The 18,403-nt window shown below is 72.2% G+C and carries 15 protein-coding genes and 2 tRNA genes; 16 read left to right on the plus strand and 1 reads right to left on the minus strand.

All coding sequences use genetic code 11. The features are described from left to right. The first annotated feature begins 140 nt into the window (after positions 1-140). The 9 genes from ABZW03_RS20060 to ABZW03_RS20100 all read left to right on the plus strand — a co-directional run bounded on the left by ABZW03_RS20060 (position 141) and on the right by ABZW03_RS20100 (position 12,831). The gene (locus ABZW03_RS20060; protein WP_355259762.1) at positions 141-644 is read left to right on the plus strand and encodes an HAD-IA family hydrolase; all 504 of its coding nucleotides are present in this window, start codon (positions 141-143) and stop codon (positions 642-644) included. An 821-nt stretch (positions 645-1,465) separates the two neighbouring features. Continuing rightward, the gene (locus tag ABZW03_RS20065; RefSeq protein ID WP_355259730.1) at positions 1,466-1,936 is read left to right on the plus strand and encodes a hypothetical protein; all 471 of its coding nucleotides are present in this window, start codon (positions 1,466-1,468) and stop codon (positions 1,934-1,936) included. Positions 1,937-2,553: 617 nt separating this feature from the next. Beyond that, entirely contained in the window at positions 2,554-4,386 is a 1,833-nt protein-coding gene (locus ABZW03_RS20070) for an APC family permease (RefSeq protein WP_355259732.1), read from the plus strand. A gap of 493 nt (positions 4,387-4,879) precedes the next feature. Continuing rightward, positions 4,880-4,969 (plus strand): K(+)-transporting ATPase subunit F, encoded by a 90-nt coding sequence (kdpF, locus tag ABZW03_RS20075; RefSeq protein WP_035794954.1) that lies wholly within the window; start codon positions 4,880-4,882, stop codon positions 4,967-4,969. Between the two features lies 1 nt (position 4,970). Then, positions 4,971-6,635, plus strand: coding sequence for a potassium-transporting ATPase subunit KdpA (gene kdpA, locus ABZW03_RS20080; protein ID WP_355259735.1), 1,665 nt, complete (start codon positions 4,971-4,973; stop codon positions 6,633-6,635). Further along, positions 6,635-8,752, plus strand: a complete 2,118-nt coding sequence (kdpB, locus tag ABZW03_RS20085; RefSeq protein ID WP_355259738.1) for a potassium-transporting ATPase subunit KdpB — start codon at positions 6,635-6,637, stop codon at positions 8,750-8,752. Before kdpA ends, kdpB begins: the two co-directional genes overlap by 1 nt. A gap of 21 nt (positions 8,753-8,773) precedes the next feature. Beyond that, positions 8,774-9,427 carry a K(+)-transporting ATPase subunit C gene (kdpC, locus tag ABZW03_RS20090; protein WP_355259741.1) on the plus strand — a complete coding sequence of 218 codons (654 nt, stop codon included), beginning with the start codon at positions 8,774-8,776 and terminating at the stop codon, positions 9,425-9,427. A gap of 120 nt (positions 9,428-9,547) precedes the next feature. Then, entirely contained in the window at positions 9,548-12,160 is a 2,613-nt protein-coding gene (locus tag ABZW03_RS20095) for a sensor histidine kinase KdpD (protein ID WP_355259744.1), read from the plus strand. Continuing rightward, on the plus strand, positions 12,157-12,831 hold the full coding sequence (locus tag ABZW03_RS20100) for a response regulator (protein WP_355259747.1): 675 nt from the start codon (positions 12,157-12,159) through the stop codon (positions 12,829-12,831). The genes ABZW03_RS20095 and ABZW03_RS20100 overlap by 4 nt, the downstream gene beginning before the upstream one ends. Before the next feature lie 288 nt (positions 12,832-13,119). Here the strand turns inward: ABZW03_RS20100 and ABZW03_RS20105 are convergent, their stop codons facing one another. Continuing rightward, complete coding sequence (locus ABZW03_RS20105; RefSeq protein ID WP_355259750.1) at positions 13,120-14,388, minus strand: hydrolase; 1,269 nt, start codon at positions 14,386-14,388, stop codon at positions 13,120-13,122. A gap of 278 nt (positions 14,389-14,666) precedes the next feature. Here ABZW03_RS20105 and ABZW03_RS20110 point away from each other — a divergent pair. The 7 genes from ABZW03_RS20110 to ABZW03_RS20140 all read left to right on the plus strand — a co-directional run. Next, positions 14,667-14,739 (plus strand) — tRNA-Thr (locus tag ABZW03_RS20110). Between the two features lie 43 nt (positions 14,740-14,782). Continuing rightward, positions 14,783-14,855 (plus strand) — tRNA-Met (locus ABZW03_RS20115). An 83-nt stretch (positions 14,856-14,938) separates the two neighbouring features. Continuing rightward, positions 14,939-15,103, plus strand: a complete 165-nt coding sequence (rpmG, locus tag ABZW03_RS20120) for a 50S ribosomal protein L33 (protein ID WP_006604855.1) — start codon at positions 14,939-14,941, stop codon at positions 15,101-15,103. A 117-nt stretch (positions 15,104-15,220) separates the two neighbouring features. Further along, complete coding sequence (locus ABZW03_RS20125; protein ID WP_355259753.1) at positions 15,221-15,679, plus strand: MaoC family dehydratase N-terminal domain-containing protein; 459 nt, start codon at positions 15,221-15,223, stop codon at positions 15,677-15,679. Positions 15,680-15,684: 5 nt separating this feature from the next. Then, on the plus strand, positions 15,685-16,107 hold the full coding sequence (locus ABZW03_RS20130; RefSeq protein ID WP_355259756.1) for a MaoC family dehydratase: 423 nt from the start codon (positions 15,685-15,687) through the stop codon (positions 16,105-16,107). A gap of 122 nt (positions 16,108-16,229) precedes the next feature. After that, positions 16,230-16,847, plus strand: coding sequence for a TetR/AcrR family transcriptional regulator (locus tag ABZW03_RS20135; protein ID WP_355259757.1), 618 nt, complete (start codon positions 16,230-16,232; stop codon positions 16,845-16,847). Positions 16,848-16,934: 87 nt separating this feature from the next. Further along, the coding region (locus tag ABZW03_RS20140; RefSeq protein WP_355259760.1) for an MFS transporter at positions 16,935-18,403 on the plus strand (1,469 nt) is incomplete at its 3' end.

Here is an 18,403-nt window from a genome sequence, read left to right on the forward strand (position 1 = left end):
CCGCGGGGGCGTGGCGGCGGGGGTCGCCCGCCCCCCCCGCGGGGGGGGGCGCCCGCCGCCGGTGCGGTGGCGGGTCGCGGGGGGCGCCCCGCCCCCCGGCCGGAGCGGAGGAGGAGATCGACCCGCTTGCCCTGCTCCGCCTGGTCGCGGACGCCTGCCCCGATCTCACGGAGACCACGGACGCCGCGCTCGCGGCGCTGGAAACCGAAGCTATTCGGGTCGCCCGCCCGACCCCAGGCGGCGAATCGGTTCTGCGCGCTGCCGCCCTCTCCGGCCGACTGGTCTCGGTGGTCAGCAACAACGCGGGCGTGGCCATTGAGGTCTACCTCGCTGAGCACGGTCTCAGCGACTACGTGGCGGGCGTCTTTGGGCGTACCCCGGGTGACCCCTCCTCCATGAAGCCGAACCCGCGCCTCCTGCTCGAAGCGATGGAAGCCGCAGGCATCGGACCGGAGCACAGCGTCTTCATCGGCGACGCGGCCCGCGACGTCGAGGCAGGGGAGGCCGCTGGCGTTCCGACGATCGGCTACGCCAACAAGCCAGGCAAGGAGGCCAAGTTGGCTGCTGCTGGCGCTGTAGCGATCGTGGACTCAATGCAGCTCATCGCCGACTCCTTGCCCTGGAAGGCAGCCAGCAGGCCTTGATGTGACGAACATCACGTGACTGTTGGCCGCGACACGCCGAGGCGCTACAAGGGGGCTCTGGCGGGCGATCTCAGGGGCGGCGGTCGAATCACACCACCGCGAAAATGGACCGTTAATCAGGTCTCATGTTGCGTGAGAAGTTACCAGCTCGATCTGCAACATGGCGGCCTTGCCTCCCAGCCCGTAACTCGGCCGTCGGGCGATAGGCTTTTGCCCGTCAGGTCCCCGGTGCTCCCCTCGTTTCGGGCTCAACCGGGCCCGTATTGCACCCCGTTGGGGTGGCACCCGACGGGGTCGAGCAGGAGGGGTCCTGGCATGGCACGTAGGTCACGGAGGTCGAGCAAGCGACTGAACAGCCCCGATTGGTGGATGGTCGGGATCAGCGGGCTCGGGCTCATGGTCACGATTGCCGAGTGTGTGGGGAGGCTCATCCATTAGGTGTGAGGCCAGGGGACGGACGACAGCGGGCGGGCAGCAAGTAGGCCCGGCCGGTAGGTGCTCGGCCGGGCCTACTTAACCCCGCGCTGAGGGCCCGGTTCTGGTTGCAGCCAGGGCCGGGCCCGCGTGTGCGCGGAGGCTCTCACTTTGTCTCTCGGTCGGACGAGGTTCTCGTCGCTTCTAGTTTGGTGCCCTCGCCCCAACAAAAACAACTTCCAAAATGGAGGCTGTTCATGGGAGTGCCTACGCCCAGGCCTGCCGCGTGTACTACCCAAAGCCTCACGAGGGCGTGGCCGTGGCTCCGCGGACGGCGCCGAGATGGGCTCTCTCGTTGCGAGGTTTCGCCCTGTCGCTAGCTGCGTGGTGTCGGTAGGTTCTGGGCGGTGATTACTCAGATCGTCACGCTGGTGGGCGTCCTGCTGGGGGCGCTCACCTCGTTCGTGGCCACCGGGTGGGCGGAGCGGGTCAAGCATCGGCGGCTGATGGCCTCGCGGTGGGACGAGCGGAAGCTCGACACCTACGTGCAGTACGCGACCTGCGTGAAGGAGATCGCGGCGGTGGCCAAGCGAGCCGTCGACGCCGAGGCGGGGTCGATGGCGCGGGTGGAGTTCCTGGCGACGATGGAGCAGGCGGAGATCCAGCGGTCGGCGCTCTTCGAGACGCTCGTGCTGCTGGCGAGTCCGGCCGCGGTGGAGGCGGCGAAGGCGGTGAACGCCGCGCTGTGGGAGACCGAGATCGCGGCCCGTGAGTACGCCGGCGTGCCCGACGGTGCCGTCCTGATCGAGTTGCTCAACGTCTACCACTCACAGGCCCGGCTCGACCTCGGCGTCGCCAATGCGACCGGCGGAGCGTGATCGGAAACACAGAAGGGCCGGGCTCGGGCAGCGGAGACGCTGCCCGAGCCCGGCCCTTGGGGTGCTCGCGGGGGTGGGTTGGTCGGGGGTTCCGGGATCATGATCCGGACCAGGGGCGGACCAGGCGGGGCTCGGGAGCGTGAGTTGCCTGGTCAGATCCCCCCTGGTCAGCGGCCTGTAAATCTGTCGCGCAAGCTACGCAGGTTCGAACCCTGCACCAGCCACAGGATAGAGAAACAGCCCCCGATCTGCGGAAACGCGGATCGGGGGCTGTTTCGTTTGTGCGGGGCCGGGGGTGGCGGGCGGGTTGGTGGGGGTGGGGTCCGGGTGGACTTATTGCACATTGCTTGCAATTACGGGGCCCAGGCAGCAGAGTGGGGTGCCGGGGGTGGGAGTCCTTCGACGGAGCTGATCGTCTTCCCAGCCGGCGACCGCCGGGACAACGGCTCGTCCCACCCCCGCCAACAGCCACCGGACGGGGCCCGCGCGGCGCGGCGGGCCCGTCAAGGGCGCGTCAGGGCCGCAGGCGGCGGCGTCAGGAACGCGTAGGGGCCCGCCGGGCGGCGGGCGGGCGGACCGCAGGATCGGACCAACTACCGACTGCGGAGGTCCGTCCGATGTCCAGCGCCACCACCACCCCGGCCGTGACGGCCGGATCCGAGCCGCCTGATACCGGCGCGGGCGACGAGCGGCACCGGCTCAGCGCGCTCGGCGGGCTGGCCGCGCTCTCGCTGGACGCCATGGCCTCGGTCGCGTACGGGCCGGAGTCGATCGTCCTGGTGCTGGCCGCCGCCGGGGCGTACGGGCTGGGCTTCACGCTGCCGGTCACCGCGGCGATCGCGGTGCTGCTGGCGGTGCTGGTCGCCTCCTACCGGCAGGTGATCGCGGCGTTCCCGGACGGCGGCGGCTCCTACGCGGTGGCCAAGGCGCACCTGGGCCGCCGGACCGCGCTGACCGCGGCCGCCTCGCTGGTCGTCGACTACGTCCTGAACGTCGCGGTCTCCGTCACCGCCGGCGTCGCCGCGCTCACCTCGGCCGTCCCGAGCCTGTACGGCGACCGGGTCTGGCTCTGCCTGGGCGTGCTGGCGCTGGTCACCGCGGTGAACCTGCGGGGGATCGCCGAGTCGGCCCGCTGGTTCATGGCGCCGACGGCCGTCTTCGTGCTCTCCATCCTGGCGATCATCGTGGCCGGCCTGTTCCGGGACACCCCGGCCAGCACCGTGGCCGCCGCCGGCCACGCCTCGTCCCTCGCCGAGAACGCCACCACCGTCGGTGCGCTGCTGCTGCTCAAGGCCTTCGCGGCCGGCTGCTCCGCCCTGACCGGCGTGGAGGCGGTGGCCAACGCCGTCCCCTCCTTCCGCACCCCGCGGGTCAGGCGCGCGCAGCACACCGAGGTCGCGCTCGGCGCCCTGCTCGGCGTGATGCTGATCGGGTTGGCCGTGCTGATCGGCCGCTTCCACCTCCAGCCGGTCGAGGGCGTCACCGTGCTCGCCCAGCTCGCCGACGCCTCGCTCGGCCACGGCTTCGGCTTCTACGTCGTCCAGTTCGCCACCGTGGTGCTGCTCGGACTGGCCGCCAACACCTCCTTCGGCGGCCTGCCGGTGCTGCTCGACCTGCTCGCCCGGGACAACCACCTCCCGCACCTGTTCGCGCTGCGCGCCGACCGCCAGGTGTACCGGTACGGCGTGCTGTTCCTGGCCGCGGTGTCGGCGGCGCTGCTGGCCGGCTCCGGCGGGGACGTCAACAGCCTGGTGCCGCTGTTCTCCATCGGCGTCTTCGTCGGCTTCACCGTCTGCCAGGTCGGCATGGTCCGGCACTGGCTGCTGCACCGGCCCGCCGGCTGGCGGGCCAAGGCCGCGCTGAACGGCTTCGGGGCGCTGCTCACCGGCGTCGCGGCACTGGTCGTCACCGGCACCAAGTTCACCGAGGGCGCCTGGGGCATCGTGGTGGCACTGCCGCTGCTGGTGGCGCTGTTCGAAGCCGTCCACCGCAGCTACGCGCGGATCGGGGAGCGGCTGGAGCTGGGCCGGGTGCCCGGCCCGGTGACCAGGCAGCGCAGCCTGGTCGTCGTCCCGGTGACCGCGATCACCCGGCTGACCAGGGACGGCCTGTCGGCGGCGCTCTCGCTCGGCGACGAGGTCATGGCGGTGACCGTGGTGCACGAGCCGGCCGCCGCGGAGGCGCTGCGCCGGGACTGGGAGCTGTGGCGGCCGGGCGTGCCGCTGGTGGAGCTCCCGGACGCCCACCGGCGGCTGGGCCGGCCGATCGCCGACTTCGTCAACGAGCTGGGCGCGGAGCACGCCTACGACCGGTTGACCGTGCTGATCCCGGAGGTGGAGCCGGCCCGCTGGTGGCAGCGGGCGCTGCAGAACCGGCGCGGCGCCGTGATCGACCGCGCCCTGCGCCGGCACACCGACGCGGTGGTCTGCCGACTGCGCATGCGGATGTGACCAGGAGCGGGAGACCGGGAACGAGAGCGGGAACGGGAAAACGGGAACGGGAACGGGGAGGACGGCCCCGGGCGGCAGCGTGCCGCCCGGGGCCGTCCCGTTCCCGGGTACGGAGACAAGCCACCGCCGGATCTCGGCCCGATCACGACGGTCTCGGTCCGGTGAAGCGCCCGTCAAGGCCGCGTCAACGTCGCGCATTCACCCGTATGGACGGCGTCAGGGCCCTCATAACGCGCCCCTGACGGCTGGTTTGCTGCATCTGCCGGTCGTCCACCGGCGCCGCGCGAGCCCCTCCGGCCAGGTCGCGGCATCTCCCGAACCACCCTGGTGGAGCCCATGTCCGATCTCATCTACGTCGGTGTCACGGTCGCCGTGTTCGCCGTCATCGCCCTGATCGCGCGGGGGGTGGAGAAGCTGTGAGCGAGCGCAGCGAACGAACCATCGAAAGGCGCGTGTCGCGCCAGGCGCCCAGCGAGCGCAGCGAGGTGGCCGCATGAGCGTCGAGAACATCGCTGGTCTGATCGTGGCCGTCGCACTCGTCGGCTATCTCGTCGTGGCGCTGATCTTCCCGGAGAAGTTCTGACATGGGATCCACTCTCGCGGGCTGGATGCAGGCCCTCGCCCTCGTCGGCGCGCTGGCCCTGTGCTACCGCCCCCTTGGCGACTACATCGCCAAGATCCTCACCACCTCCAAGCACCTCAGAGTCGAGCGCGGCATCTACAAGCTGATCGGCGTCGACGGTGACGCCGACCAGCGCTGGTCGGCGTACCTCCGCTCGGTGCTGGCCTTCTCGGCCGTCTCCGTCCTCTTCCTCTACGGCCTGATCCGCCTCCAGGGCCACCTGCTGCTGAACCTGGGCGTTCCGCAGATGGAGGGCCACCAGGCCTGGAACACCGCCATCTCGTTCGTCGCCAACACCAACTGGCAGTCCTACGGCGGCGAGTCCGCGATGGGCCACCTGGCGCAGATGGCCGGCCTGGCGGTGCAGAACTTCGTCTCCGCGGCCGTCGGCATCGCCGTGGTCGGCGCGCTGATCCGGGGCTTCACCCGGAACAGGACCGACCGGGTCGGCAACTTCTGGGTGGACCTGGTCCGGATCAACCTGCGCCTGCTGCTGCCGGTCTCGATCCTCTTCGCCCTGGTGCTGGCCGCCAACGGCGTGATCCAGAACTTCCACGGCTTCCACGAGATCACCACCCTCACCGACGGCGTGCAGAAGATCCCGGGCGGCCCGGTGGCCTCCCAGGAGGTCATCAAGCTGCTCGGCACCAACGGCGGCGGCTTCTTCAACGCCAACTCGGCGCACCCGTTCGAGAACCCGACCGGCTTCACCAACCTGGTCGAGGTCTTCCTGATCCTGCTGATCCCGTTCGCGCTGCCGCGGACCTTCGGCCGGATGGTCGGGGACAACCGCCAGGGCTACGCGATCGCCGCCGTGATGGGCCTGTTCTGGATCGCCTCGACCGCCCTGCTGACCCTGGCCGAGTCGCACCACTCGGGCAGTGCCCTGCAGGCCGCGGGCGCCGCGATGGAGGGCAAGGAGCAGCGCTTCGGCATCGCCGCCAGCTCGCTGTTCGCCGCCTCGACCACGCTGACCTCGACCGGTGCGGTGGACTCCTTCCACGACTCGTTCACGCCGTTCGGCGGCGGGCTGACGGTCTTCAACATGATGCTGGGCGAGATCGCGCCCGGCGGTGTGGGCTCCGGCCTGTACGGCATGCTGGTGCTCGCGGTCGTCGCGGTGTTCGTCGCCGGCCTGATGGTCGGCCGCACCCCCGAGTACCTGGGCAAGAAGCTCGGCGGCCGGGAGATGAAGTTCGCCTCGCTGTACATCCTCACCACCCCGACCATCGTGCTGGTCGGCACGGGTGTGGCGATGGCCCTGCCGGGCGAGCGGGCCGGGATGCTCAACTCGGGCGCCCACGGCTTCTCCGAGGTGCTGTACGCCTTCACCTCCGCCGCCAACAACAACGGCTCGGCCTTCGGCGGCATCACCGTCAACACCGACTGGTACGACACCGCGCTCGGCCTGGCGATGATCTTCGGCCGGCTGCTGCCGATCGTCTTCGTCCTGGCGCTGGCCGGCTCGCTCGCCCAGCAGCAGCCGGTCCCGGCCACCCCGGGCACCCTGCCCACCCACAAGCCGCTCTTCGTGGGCCTGCTGTCGGGCGTGATCCTGATCGTCGTCGGCCTCACGTACTTCCCGGCCCTGGCTCTCGGGCCGATCGCGGAAGGTCTGTCCTCCTGATGTCCACCCCTACGCTCAACCCCGCACCGGCCGACCAGGCCGTCGAGCCCGCCGCGCCGCACAGAGTGGCGAGCGGCCTGCTCGACCCGAAGCTGATCGTCGCGTCCCTGCCGGACGCGGTGAAGAAGCTCGACCCCCGGGTGATGGTCAAGAACCCGGTGATGTTCGTGGTCGAGGTCGGCTCGGTCGTCACCACGATCTCCGCGATAGCCGACCCGTCCGTGTTCGCCTGGGCGATCACCGTCTGGCTCTGGCTCACCACGGTCTTCGCCAACCTGGCCGAGGCCGTCGCCGAGGGCCGCGGCAAGGCCCAGGCCGACACCCTGCGCAAGACCAAGACCGAGAGCGTCGCCCGCCGGCTGACGAACTGGCCCGCCTCGCAGGACGAGGAGGAGGTCCCGGGTACGGCGCTGCGCCTCGGCGACCACGTGGTGGTCGAGGCCGGGCAGGTCATCCCCGGTGACGGCGACGTGGTCGAGGGCGTCGCGTCCGTCGACGAGTCGGCGATCACCGGTGAGTCCGCGCCGGTCATCCGCGAGTCCGGCGGTGACCGCTCCGCGGTGACCGGCGGCACCAAGGTCCTCTCGGACCGGATCGTGGTGAAGATCGCCTCGGAGCCCGGCAAGTCGTTCATCGACCGGATGATCGCCCTGGTCGAGGGCGCCGCCCGGCAGAAGACGCCGAACGAGATCGCGCTCAACATCCTGCTGGCCTCGCTGACCATCGTCTTCCTGGTCGCGGTCGTCACGCTCCAGCCGATGGCCACCTACGCGGGTGCCCCGCAGTCGATGATCGTCCTGGTCGCCCTCATCGTGGCGCTCATCCCGACCACCATCGGCGCGCTGCTCTCCGCGATCGGCATCGCCGGCATGGACCGGCTGGTGCAGCGCAACGTGCTGGCGATGTCCGGCCGCGCCGTCGAGGCCGCCGGCGACGTCAACACCCTGCTGCTCGACAAGACCGGCACCATCACCCTGGGCAACCGCCAGGCCGCCGAGTTCCTGCCCGCCCCGGGCGTCTCCACCGAGGACCTGGCCAGCGCCGCGCAGCTCTCCTCCCTCGCGGACGAGACCCCCGAGGGCCGCTCGATCGTCGTCCTCGCCAAGACCGAGTACGGCCTGCGGGCCCGCGCCCAGGGCGAGCTGACCCACGCTACCTGGGTCCCGTTCACGGCCCAGACCCGGATGTCCGGCGTGGACCTGGACGAATCGGAAGGCCTCCACCAGGTCCGCAAGGGCGCGGCCGGCGCGGTCACCAACTGGGTCACCGAGAACGGCGGTTCGGTCGGCGACGAGGTCTCCACCCTGGTCGACGGGATCTCCGCCGCCGGTGGCACCCCGCTGGTCGTGGCCACCAGGCTCGGCGGCAAGCCCGCCCGCGTCCTCGGGGTCATCCACCTCAAGGACGTGGTCAAGGAGGGCATGCGGGAGCGCTTCGACGAGCTCCGCCGGATGGGCATCAAGACCATCATGATCACGGGCGACAACCCGCTGACCGCCAAGGCGATCGCGGAGGAGGCCGGCGTGGACGACTTCCTCGCCGAGGCCACGCCCGAGGACAAGATGGCCCTGATCAAGAAGGAGCAGGAGGGCGGCAAGCTGGTCGCGATGACCGGCGACGGCACCAACGACGCCCCCGCGCTCGCCCAGGCCGACGTCGGCGTCGCGATGAACACCGGGACCATGGCGGCCAAGGAGGCCGGCAACATGGTCGACCTGGACTCCAACCCGACCAAGCTGATCGAGATCGTGGAGATCGGCAAGCAGTTGCTGATCACCCGTGGCGCGCTGACCACCTTCTCGATCGCCAACGACGTGGCCAAGTACTTCGCGATCATCCCCGCGATGTTCGCCGGGGTCTACCCGGGCCTGAGCCACCTCAACATCATGGGCCTGCACAGCCCCCAGTCCGCGATCACCTCGGCGATCATCTTCAACGCCCTGGTCATCATCGGCCTGATCCCGCTCGCGCTGCGCGGCGTCAAGTACCGTCCGTCCGACGCCAGCTCGCTGCTGCGCCGCAACATCGGGGTCTACGGCTTCGGCGGTCTGGTGGTGCCGTTCGTCGGCATCAAGCTGATCGACCTGATCGTCCAGTTCATCCCCGGCCTCAACTGACGCAGGGAAGGAGAGAAAACCATGTCCAAGCCCCTGCCGACGACCCTCCGCACCCACTTCACGGCCCTGCGGGTGCTCCTCGTGCTCACCGTGATCCTCGGGGTCGCCTACCCGCTGCTGGTCACCGGCATCTCCCAGGTCGCCTTCAGCGACAAGGCCAACGGCTCGCCCGTGAAGTCCGACGGCAAGGAGGTCGGCTCCAGCCTGATCGGCCAGAGCTTCGACCTCCCGAAGAAGGCCCCTTCCGGATCAACCACGGGCGACGCCCCGGACGAGGCGGCCCAGCCGGACCCGAAGTGGTTCCAGCCCCGCCCGTCCGCTGCCGGGACCGGCTACGACGCCTCCTCGTCCGCCGCCTCCAACCAGGGCCCCAACAGCGAGGACCTGCTGAAGGCCGTCAACGAGCGCCGCGCCGCCGTCGCCGCGTTCGACGGCGTCGACCCGGCGAGCGTCCCGGCCGACGCGCTGACCGCCTCCGGTTCCGGCCTCGACCCGCACATCTCCGTCGCCTACGCCAAGGAGCAGGTCGGCCGGGTCGCCAAGAACCGCGACCTGCCGGTGGAGACGGTGAACAAGCTGGTCGAGAAGTACACCGAGGGCCGCTCGCTCGGCTTCCTCGGCGACGAGGGCGTCAACGTCGTGCTGCTCAACAAGGCGCTCAGCGAGCAGAAGTGACACCGCCACGCACAGACGGGTGACCGGGCCGGCCCGGGCGCGGGAGCACGTCTCCGGCGCCCGGGCCGGCCGACCCGCGTCCGCAGACCTGCATCCCTCCCGATGGAAAGAGCAGTGCCCATGGCCCGCGACCTCACCCCCGGCACCGCCAACCGCGGCGGCCGGCTGAGGGTGTACCTCGGCTCCGCGCCGGGGGTCGGCAAGACCTACCGGATGCTGGACGAGGCCCGGCGCAGACAGGAGCGCGGGGCCGACGTCGTGGTCGGGTACATCGAGTGCCACGGCAGACGCCACACCGAGGCGATGCTGGACGGCCTGGAGGTCCTGCCGAGGGTCCACCGCTCCTACCGGGACGCGGAGTTCGACGAGATGGACCTCGACGGCGTGCTCGCCCGCCGTCCGACCGTCGTCCTGGTGGACGAGCTGGCGCACACCAACATCCCCGGCGGCCGGCACGCCAAGCGCTGGCAGGACGTCGAGGAACTGCTCGCCGCCGGGATCGACGTCATCACCACCGTCAACATCCAGCACCTGGAATCGCTGAACGACGTCGTCCAGAAGATCACCGGCATCCCCCAGCGGGAGACCGTCCCGGACGAGGTGGTCCGCCGGGCCGACCAGCTGGAACTCGTCGACATGGCCCCGCAGGCGCTGCGCCGCCGGATGGCCCACGGCAACGTCTACAGGGCGGAGAAGGTGGACGCCGCGCTCTCCAACTACTTCCGGGTCGGCAACCTCACCGCCCTGCGCGAACTCGCCCTGCTCTGGGTGGCCGGGCGGGTGGACGAAGGCCTGCGCGACTACCGGGCCAGCCACAACATCGACCGGGTCTGGGAGACCCGCGAACGGGTCGTGGTCGCCCTCACCGGCGGCCCCGAGGGCGAGACCCTGATCCGCCGCGCCGCCCGGATCGCCGACCGTACGGCCGTCGGCGACCTGCTGGCCGTCCACGTCTCCCGCAGCGACGGCCTGGCCGGCGCCTCCTCCGGCGCGCTCGCCCAGCAGCGGCAGCTGGTGGAGACCCTCGGCGGCAGCTACCACGTGGTGGTCGGCGACGACGTCCCCACCGCGCTGCTCGCCTTCGCCCGCGCCCACGACGCCACCCAGCTGGTGCTCGGCACCAGCCGCCGCGGCCGGATCAACCGCTTCCTCACCGGCCCCGGCACCGGACAGACCACCGTGGACGCCTCCGAGGACATCGACGTCCACATGGTCACCCACGAGTTCACCGGCCGCGGCCGGCTGCCCTCGCTCGGCCGCCGCCACTCCCGGCGCCGCACCATCGCCGGCTACGTGGCCGGCCTGGTGCTGCCCTGGCTGCTCACCGGCCTGCTCTCGCAGGCGGACCACACCATCAACCTGACCACCGAGGCGCTGATCTTCCAGCTCGGCGTGGTCATCGTCGCCCTGCTCGGCGGCGCCGTCTCGGCCCTGCTGGCCTCGGTCGTCGCCTCGGTGCTGCTCAACTACTACTTCATCCCGCCGACCCACAGCCTGACCATCGGCGAGACCAACAACATCGTCGCCCTGGTGGTCTTCGCCGCCATCGCGCTCACCGTCTCCACCGTGGTCGACCACGCCGGGCGGCTCACCAGCCGGGCCGCCCGCGCCACCGCCGAGGCCGAGACCCTCTCCACCCTGGCCGGCAGCGTGCTGCGCGGCGCCGACGCGCTGCCCGCCCTGCTGGAGAAGTCCCGGACGGCCTTCGGCATGCGGGCCGTCGCCCTGCTCTCCCGGGCCGACGGCGAGGTGCTCGCGCACTGTGAGGGGGACCACCCGGGCGACGGCGACGGGCCGGAGGAGACCACCGAGGTCCCGGTCGGCGCGGAGGCCGTGCTGGTGCTCACCGGCCGCCGGCTGCCCGCCGCCGACCAGCGGGTGCTGACCGCCTTCGCCGCCCACGTCGCCGCCGCGCTGGAGCGCGACCGGCTGGCCGTGGTGGCCGCCGAGGTCGAGCCGATCAAGGCCGCCGACCGGATGCGCACCGCGCTGCTCGCCGCCGTCAGCCACGACCTGCGCACCCCGCTGGCCGCCGCCCGCGCCTCGGTCGGCTCGCTGCGCAGCCCCGACGTCGAGTTCTCCTCCGAGGACCAGGCCGAACTGCTCGCCACCGCCGACGAGTCGCTGGTCAAGCTCACCCGGCTGGTCGACAACCTGCTCGACATGAGCCGCCTCCAGGCCGGCGCGCTCACCCTGCACCTCACCGAGACCCACCTGGACGAGATCCTGCCGCGGGCGCTGGACAGCCTCCCCGACCCGTACGCGCCGGTCCAGCCGCTCGACCTGGACACCGCCCCGCCGGTGCTCGCCGATCCGCCGCTGCTGGAGCGGGTGCTCGCCAACGTGATCACCAACGCGCTGCGGTACAACGCCCCCGGCGCGCCCGTCCTGGTCACCGCCAGCCACCACGCCGACCAGGTCGAGATCCGGGTGATCGACCGCGGCCCCGGCATCGCCCCCGAGGAGCGCGACCGGGTCTTCCTGCCCTTCCAGCGCCTCGGCGACACCGACAACACCACCGGCGTCGGCCTGGGCCTCGCCCTCTCCCGCGGCCTCGCCGAGGCGATGGGCGGCAGCCTGGAGGTCGAGGACACCCCGGGCGGCGGCACCACCATGCTGCTCACCCTGCCCGTAGCCGATCCCGCCATGACCGAGCCCGCCACCACCGCGCCCGCCACCACCGAGCCCGCCACCACCGAGCCCGGAGCCCCCGGGGAGGAGCCGTTCGCATGAGTGAAATCCTGGTGGTCGACGACGAGCCGGCCCTCCTGCGCACCCTGCGGATCAACCTCAGCGCCCGGCAGTACGCCGTCCGCACCGCCGCCAGCGGCGGCGAGGCGCTCGACCGCGCGGCGCACTCCGCCCCGGACGCCGTCCTGCTCGACCTCGGCCTGCCCGACCTGGACGGGATGGACGTGCTGCGCGGCCTGCGCACCCGCAGCGCGGTGCCGATCATCGTCCTCTCCGGCCGGACCGACGCCGCCGACAAGGTCGGCGCCCTGGACGCGGGCGCCGACGACTACCTCACCAAGCCCTTCCTGATGGACGAGCTGCTGGCCCGGCTGCGCGCCGTGCTGCGTCGGCCGCCGGGGGGCGTGCCGCTGGGCCGGCCGGTGATCGGCGACCACACCGTGGACCTCGCGGCCACCACGGTGAGCGGCCCGAACGGCCCGGTCCGGCTCACCCCGACCGAGTGGCGCATCCTCACCCTGCTGCTCGCCAACCCCGGCCGGCTGGTGCCCGGGCGGCAGATCCTGCGCGAGGTGTGGGGCCCGGCCCGGGAGGGGCGCGGCAACTACCTGCGGGTGTACTTCGCCGGGCTGCGCCGCAAGCTGGAGCGCGATCCGGCCCGGCCGCGGCACCTGATCACCGAGCCGGGGATCGGGTACCGGTACGTGCCGTGACGGGCCGGCGCGCCGGTGCCGGCGGGGCCCGTCAACGTGCCGTCAAGAGCGGCTCGACGGGCGACAGGAGGGCGTCAAGGCCGCCCGGGGGCGGTGCTCCGCAGGCGTAGTGTCGGTGTCGAACGAGCGGGCCCTTGCTCCGTGTGGGGGAAGCCCGGGACCGCTCCGTCCGCCGTCCACGGACGGTCAGCAGGTGGGGGAGGGGCGCGCGACATCCGTCGCGAGCCCCCATGTGCTCCGGAGACCCGGAGGTCCGGAGATCGGTCAGCCCCCCGCTCAGCCCCCCGCTCAGCCCTCCGCGCCCCCGGCCTGCCGGGGCAGCGCCAGCGCCACCGTGTCCGCGAACTCCCGGACCGCACTGGTCCGGCTGACCACCCGGCCGCTGTGCACCACCAGCCGGCTGTGCCCGCCCGCGAGCGCCCCGGCCAGGCTGTCCCCGCGCACCGCCAGCAGCTCCGCCGGGAACCCGGCGTCCACCCGGACCGGGGCCAGGCCGAGCGCCGCCCGGGCCTGGTTCGCCACCGCGTCGTACGCCGCCTCCGGGTCCAACTCCCCGCCGGCCGCCAGCAGATAGGCCGACTCCAGCGGATCCGCCCGGCCGACCGGATTGGACGGGTCGCGCAGCGCCCCGCTGCCCGCCGCCAGCGGCACCCGGGCGGCCGCCAACTCCCGTACCAGGCCCGGCCGCTGGCCCGCCGTCCGGCCTTCGAGCCCGGTGCAGCAGCCGTTCTGCGGCAGGCAGACCACCCGGACCCCGCTGGTCGCCAGCACCGTCGAGCCGCCCCGGGCCAGCGCCCCGCACGGGCCGAGCGTCACCCGCGGCCGCAGTGGCGCCAACGCCCCCGCCATCCGCGCGAGTTGGGCGGTGTCACCGGCGCTGGTGTGCAGGTCCACCGAGCAGTCCGCCTCCCGGGCGGCCTCCAACAGCAGCTGCACGTACCCCGCCGGGTCCGGGTCCAGCTCCGGGCAGCCGCCGGCCGCCGTGGCGCCCAGCTTGAGCGCCTCGCGCAGCTGCGCCCGGCCGTCCGCGCCGGCCCGCCCGGTGAGCAGCCGGGGCATCGCCACCGCCTGGAGGTCGGCCAGCCCGCTCAGCGCCTGCCGGGCGGTGAGCACCGCCTCCAGTCGGCGCAGCCCGTGCACGTCGCCGATCCGGACGTGGGTGCGCTGGGCGGTGGCGCCGTAGCCGAGCGAGGTCAGCGCGGCCTCGGTGACCCTGCGGGTGAGGTCGGCCGGGGTGTCCGGCGGCGGGGTGGCCAGGGCGGCGGAGAAGGCGGCGTCGTAGTGGGCGTGCGCCTCGGCGGGGGCCGGGAGCAGCAGGTAGCCGCGCAGGTCGATCCGGGCGCCGGTGGTGACGGTGGGCGCGCCGGGCAGGGCGGGCAGCGGGCCGAGGCTGCCGACGGTGCCGACCGCCTGGATCCGGTCGCCGCTGATCCGGACGTCCACCACCCGCCCGTCGGCCAGCTTGGCGCCGGTGAGCAGCAGGACCGGGCCGTGCCCGAGCGGGTTGGCCGCCGGGCCGGGCCCGGGGTGCGGCCCGTCGGCGGCTGCGCTGTCCATCGCCGGCTCCTTCTCGCGCCGGCCCGTGCGGTCGGCCCCGTACGGCTGGCCCGTACCGCCGGCCAGTCCTCCCGATCAATGAGCGTCGAGCCTATGGGCCCGGGGGGCGGGCTGCCGGGAGGCGGGCAATAGTCGTATCGGGTCGGGCCGTGCGGCTCGCGGGCCGATCGAACGCCGGGCCTTGGATCGTCCGTCCGTACCCCTCGCCCACCTGCGGTCTTCGCCGCGGGATACGGATTTCACCTCCGGGCGCGAAACGTGTAATCTCTTCCTCGTTCGCCCCTATAGCTCAGTCGGTAGAGCGTCTCCATGGTAAGGAGAAGGTCTGCGGTTCGATTCCGCATGGGGGCTCGGGTGAGAAGCAGTCAGCTCCGGCTGTGCTGCGGATCACTGTGGCGGTGTAGCTCAGTTGGTAGAGCAAGCGGCTCATAATCGCTGTGTCACCGGTTCAAGTCCGGTCACCGCTACCCCGCGTAGTCGGTCGGGAGATCGCACTCCCGGTCGGCTACTCTTGTTGTGTTCTTATTCGTTGTCCAAGGAAGGCACTCCCGTGGCTGCCACCGACGTCCGCCCGAAGATCACGCTGGCCTGCGTGGAGTGCAAGGAGCGGAACTACATCACCAAGAAGAACCGGCGTAACGACCCGGACCGTCTTGAGATGAAGAAGCACTGCCCCCGCTGCAACTCGCACACCGCGCACCGCGAGACCCGCTGACCCTCCAGTAGGGCGACGGGCCTGTGTGAATTCAGGTCTTCTGCTCCGGGCCGCATCCCTCACAGGGGGTGCGGCCCGGAGCTTTTTTCGTATCCACCCGCGTTCCGAGGAGCTGCCATGGCGCTCGACCCCTCCTTCATCGGGCGTAGTTACCCGCCCACCGAGCCGTACGAGGTCGGCCGGGAGAAGATCCGCGAGTTCGCGACCGCGGTCGGCGACGCCAACCCGGCGTACACCGACCCGGAGGCGGCGAAGGCGCTGGGCCACCCCGATGTGATCGCCCCGCCGACCTTCCCGTTCGTGATCACCTACCGCGCGGCGGGCCAGGTGGTCGAGGATCCGGAGCTGGGCCTGGACTTCAGCCGGGTGGTGCACGGCGACCAGAAGTTCGCCTACACCCGCCCGGTGCGGGCCGGCGACCGGCTCTCGGTCGAGGTGACCATCGACAACATCAAGTCGCTGGCGGGCAACGACGTGCTCACCGTGCGCGGCGAGGTGACGGACGCGACCGGCGAGCACGTTGTGACGTCGGTCATGACCCTGGTGGCCCGGGCCGCCGACGAGGCGGGGGAGTGAGCGCGATGGCGATCAGCTACGACGAGGTCGAGGTCGGCACCGAGCTGCCGGCGCGGTCCTTCCCGGTGACCCGCGACACACTGGTGCGCTACGCGGGCGCCTCGGGCGACTTCAACCCGATCCACTGGAACGAGCGGTTCGCGCTGGAGGTCGGCCTGCCGGACGTCATCGCGCACGGCATGTTCACCATGGCCGAGGCGATCCGGGTGGTCACCGACTGGGTCGGCGACCCGGCCGCGGTGGTCGAGTACGGCGTGCGCTTCACCCGCCCGGTGCCGGTGCCGAACGACGGGGTCGGCGCCGTGATCGAGGTCTCGGCCAAGGTCGCCAAGAAGCTGGACGACCGCAGGGTGCAGGTCGACCTGCTGGCCACCACGGGCGGGCAGAAGGTGCTGGGCATGTCCCGGGCCGTCGTCCGGCTCGGCTGAGCGGCTCCCGCGCTTCGGCCCCACGTTTCGGCGGCCGCGGCCGGAGCTCCCGTCCCGCACGGGAGATCCGGCCGCGGCCGCGGGCCTTGCCAAGATAGTGATTGGCCACTAACTTGGAACCCATGGCGAAGTCGAGCATCCGGATGAGCGCGGAGGAGCGGCGCGAGAGCGTCGTCCGGGCCGCCCTGATCGAGTTCGCCCGGGGCGGGTACCACGGCACCTCCACGGAGGCGATCGCCCGTCGGGTGGGCGTCTCGCAGCCGTACCTGTTCCGGCTGTTCCCGGGCAAGCAGGCGATCTTCGCCGCGGCCGCCGAGCGCTGCGTCGAGGAGACCTGGCGGGTGTTCGACGAGGCCTCGGCCGGGCTGTCCGGCCAGGAGGCCGCCGAGGCGATGTCCGGCGCGTACCTGAGCCTGGTCGAGGACCGCGACCAGCTCATGATGCAGATGCAGCTCTACGTCTCGGTCTTCTCGGCCCGGGCGGCCGGCGAGGAGGAGATCGGCGAGACCGCCCGACGGCTCTGGGAGGGGCTGTTCGACCGGGTCAGGATCCGGATCGGCGGCGACATGGCGGACGCCACGCAGTTCTTCGCGTACGGGATGCTGATCAACACCCTGGTGGCGCTGGGCTACCCCCAGGACCACCGGCTGTGGAGCGGCTTCGGCGAGCACGAGGGGCACGGGGAGCACGGGGGGCACGTCGGGCACTCGGAGCCCGAGGAGTCCGGAAAGGCCGAGTAGGCGGGCCGCGCGGTGCGTCCGTGCGGCCTCTTTTCGGCCCACGAAAGTTATTGAGCAATAACTACCTAGAGGAACCTGGGGGACGTCATGACGGAGAAACCGACCATGGGCAGAACCGCGATCTGGACGCTGGTGATCGTCAGCGCGTCCAGCTTCATGGCCGCCCTGGACAACCTGGTGGTCACCACCGCACTGCCGTCGATCCGCGAGGAACTCGGCGGCGGGCTGTCCGACCTCGAATGGACGGTCAGCGCCTACACCCTGAGCTTCGCGGTGCTGCTGATGTTCGGCGCCGCGCTCGGCGACCGCTTCGGCCGTCGCCGGATCTTCCTGGTGGGCCTGGCGGTCTTCACCGCCGGCTCCGCCGCGGCCGCGCTGTCCCCGGGCATCGGCGAGCTGATCGCCGCCCGCGCCCTCCAGGGCACCGGGGCCGCGGTGATGATGCCGCTCACCCTCACCCTGCTCACCGCCGCGGTGCCCGAGGCCCGGCGGGGGCTGGCCTTCGGCATCTGGTCGGGCGTCGGCGGCCTCGCCGTCGCCGCCGGGCCGCTGATCGGCGGCGCGCTGACCGAGCACTTCTCCTGGCAGTGGATCTTCTGGGTGAACGTCCCGGTCGGCCTCGTCCTGCTGCCGCTGGCCTTCCTGCGGCTGGGCGAGAGCCGGGGCGCGGGCCGGGCCCTGGACGTGCCCGGAACCCTGCTGGTCAGCCTGGGGATGTTCGGGGTCGTGCTCGGCCTGATCCGCGGCAACCCGGACGGCTGGACCAGCCCGCTGGTCCTCGGCGCCCTGATCGCCGGCACCCTGCTGCTGGTCGCCTTCGTCCGGTACGAGCAGCGGGTGGCCGCCCACCCGATGCTGCCGATGCGGCTGTTCCGCAACCGGGCCTTCTCCGCCGTCAACGCGGCCAGCCTGCTGATGTACCTGGGGATGTTCGGTTCGATCTTCCTGATCAGCCAGTACCTCCAGGGCGTCGGCGGCTTCAGCCCGCAGGAGGCGGGCGTCCGGATGCTGCCGTGGACGGCGATGCCGCTGCTGGTCTCGCCGGTCGCCGGCATCCTCTCCGACCGGATCGGCGGCCGGCCGATCGTGGCCACCGGGCTGGCGCTGCAGGCCGTGGGCCTGGTGCTGTTCGCCCTGGTCGCGGACGGGAGCAGCGGCCTCGACTACCCCGCCCAGATCCCGGCCATCGTGATCTGCGGGATCGGCATGTCGCTGTACTTCGGCCCGACCGCCCAGCTGGTGATGGCCAGCGTCCGGCCGCAGGAGCAGGGGATCGCCTCCGGCGCCAACAACGCGCTGCGCGAGGTCGGCGGGGCGCTCGGGGTCGCGGTGCTCGCGGCGGTGTTCTCGGCACAGGGCGGCTACCAGTCGGCGCGGGCCTTCACGGACGGGCTGGTGCCCGCGCTGTTCGTCGGCGGCGGCGCCGTCGGGCTCGGCGCGCTCGCCGCGGTGTGCATCCCGCGCCGGCGCAAGGTGCAGGCCGCTGCGGCCGGGGCGGCCGGGGCGGCCGGGGCGGTCGGGGCGCCGGAGAAGCGGGCCGGGGCGCCGACCGAGCC

The organism is Kitasatospora sp. NPDC004799 (assembly GCF_040609095.1).
Classification (GTDB): Bacteria; Actinomycetota; Actinomycetes; order Streptomycetales; family Streptomycetaceae; genus Kitasatospora.

Coding starts and splice junctions, on each gene's coding strand:
- ABZW03_RS20070 (WP_355259732.1), top strand. CDS start 2,554: ATGTCCAGCGCCACCACCACCCCGGCCGTGACGGCCGGATCCGAGCCG.
- ABZW03_RS20095 (WP_355259744.1), top strand. CDS start 9,548: ATGGCCCGCGACCTCACCCCCGGCACCGCCAACCGCGGCGGCCGGCTG.
- kdpF (WP_035794954.1), top strand. CDS start 4,880: ATGAGCGTCGAGAACATCGCTGGTCTGATCGTGGCCGTCGCACTCGTC.
- kdpC (WP_355259741.1), top strand. CDS start 8,774: ATGTCCAAGCCCCTGCCGACGACCCTCCGCACCCACTTCACGGCCCTG.
- ABZW03_RS20125 (WP_355259753.1), top strand. CDS start 15,221: ATGGCGCTCGACCCCTCCTTCATCGGGCGTAGTTACCCGCCCACCGAG.
- ABZW03_RS20100 (WP_355259747.1), top strand. CDS start 12,157: ATGAGTGAAATCCTGGTGGTCGACGACGAGCCGGCCCTCCTGCGCACC.
- ABZW03_RS20105 (WP_355259750.1), bottom strand. CDS start 14,388: ATGGACAGCGCAGCCGCCGACGGGCCGCACCCCGGGCCCGGCCCGGCG.
- ABZW03_RS20130 (WP_355259756.1), top strand. CDS start 15,685: ATGGCGATCAGCTACGACGAGGTCGAGGTCGGCACCGAGCTGCCGGCG.
- kdpA (WP_355259735.1), top strand. CDS start 4,971: ATGGGATCCACTCTCGCGGGCTGGATGCAGGCCCTCGCCCTCGTCGGC.
- ABZW03_RS20135 (WP_355259757.1), top strand. CDS start 16,230: ATGGCGAAGTCGAGCATCCGGATGAGCGCGGAGGAGCGGCGCGAGAGC.
- kdpB (WP_355259738.1), top strand. CDS start 6,635: ATGTCCACCCCTACGCTCAACCCCGCACCGGCCGACCAGGCCGTCGAG.